The organism is Thermoflexus sp. (assembly GCF_042408365.1).
GTDB lineage: Bacteria > Chloroflexota > Anaerolineae > Thermoflexales > Thermoflexaceae > Thermoflexus.
The window spans coordinates 1-1,764 of the sequence record NZ_JBHOQJ010000179.1; the positions used below are offsets into that span (position 1 = coordinate 1).

A 1,764-nucleotide genomic window follows, 5' to 3' on the forward strand; every position below is an offset into this window, starting at 1 on the left:
CACCCCCTTCCCGGCCGGATGCCACGCCTGCACCCCTCGCCAGCCTTCGAACGTCCAGTGCCTCGAGAGGTCTTCCCCCGAAGCCACCCAGATCTCCTGTCCCTCCCGGGTGCGCCGGTCGACCACCTCCCCCAAGACCCAACGGCCGTCGGCCATCGCCGTCACGTTCACCAGCACGGTCCCATCGGGCAATCCCAGCGCCTCCTCCGCCACCCGCTGCCCGGTCTCCACGTCCACCAGCGCGCTAATGGACCAGATCCCCTCAGCGACCACCATAAAGGGCCAGTAAAGCACCACGTGGCGGCCGTCACGGAGCAGCACCGGGCCCGGCGTTGGCATATCGGTGCCGAGCACCTCCGCCCGGAACGTGGACAGCCGCACCGCCGGCGCGCCCCGCTTCAGCGGCACCCGCCAAAAGTGGAAGGCCACCGGCACCCCGTGGCTTGGGATGTACGGCGTAGGGGTTGGGGGAGAGGGGCCACGGGTCCCCGGTTCGATCCGAGGGGGCCGGGGCGTCGCCGTCGGGGGCACGAACTCGAACACGACGTTGAAGACGAGGGCCCAGTCGGGGGATTGGACCGGGCGGATCCAGCCGCCGTCCAGGGGCCGGCCCTGCGCATCCTGGACCCGCTCCCACGCCGGAGGCCGCAAGGTCCCGCGCCACAATTGGCCCATCTGGTCAACGCCCAGGGCGCCGTTCGCCCCCGCCGGGTAGACCGCTTCGAACGGGACGGGGGTGTCGACTGTGAGGGTCTCCCCATCTTCCACCCGCACCCGGCCGGTCTCGTCGATCCGCAGCCGCCGGCCATCGGGGAGCCGGTTGTACTCCGCGAGGATGGGATCCCGCCGCAGCCATACCAAGAAGGGCAGATCAATCTGCGGGCTGAGCTTAGAAGGCGCCTGCACCAGCCGGTGGGCCGTGCCGGCGAGATCCAGGGCCACCAGCGCCTCCTTCGTGACCTCTTCCTCTTCGATAAAGAAGAAAACTTCTAAGAAGCGGCCGTCTGGGGTCAAGCGGTAGGGGAAGGGAGGGATGGGAAGGAGGGGAAGGCCGCTTAACACTCGCACGCGATGGGGGCCGAAGGTCCGCTCCTCCCATCGTAGCGAGGGGAGATCGGGGAGGCCGGCGGGCCCCCCGAGCCATTCGCAGAGGGCTGCGGAGGGGGTCGGGGTAGGGCGCGGCGTGTAGGTCGGGCGAGGCGTAGACGTAGGACCTGCGAGGGAAGGGGTCCCGCCCGGCGTGGGGGAAGCAGGTGGGGAGGACGGCCGAGGCGCACTAGGGCTACACGCGGCCAGCCCCAGCACGAGGGCCCCGAGGAACCGATACAGGCGCATCGCGCTTCGTTTCGTGGGCCCGTGCGACATCCGATGACCTCCTGCTCGTAGATCTTTTTCAAGCGGCAGCTACCGATCCCTTGGGTTGGGCGAGGTCCGGTCAAAGAAGCCGTTTCGACTCCACCCAGCTCCTTACTTCCATTGGGTGGATCGTTTCGTCAACCGTTGCTCAATCCTCCCCCCCTCAGCGTCCAAGCTGCCCATCCGAAGAGCCGGGGCTTGAAGAGAGCGGGAGGCGCGCCTCCAACAGGGCGAAGCGACACGGCGCCCCGGATGCCACTCGCTCGAACGCCCCCATCCACACCCGATCCCCCTCCCCCAACAGGCCGTAGATCCGCTCCACGAGGGAGGAGAGATCCCACGTCCCCCCCAGCCGCCCCGCCCGATCCCAGAACTGCACCGTCGCCGGATGGGCCCGCGCCACCGTCA

At 69.1% G+C, this 1,764-nt stretch carries 1 protein-coding gene and 1 pseudogene; both read right to left on the reverse strand.

Going from position 1 to position 1,764, the window contains the following annotated elements; genetic code table 11:
* Positions 1-1,365 (reverse strand): annotated as a pseudogene (locus tag ACFMO5_RS08290) (hypothetical protein); the annotation flags it as partial.
* 154 nt (positions 1,366-1,519) lie between these two features.
* Positions 1,520-1,764: hypothetical protein (locus ACFMO5_RS08295; protein ID WP_376792279.1), on the reverse strand; the 245-nt coding region annotated here is incomplete at its 5' end.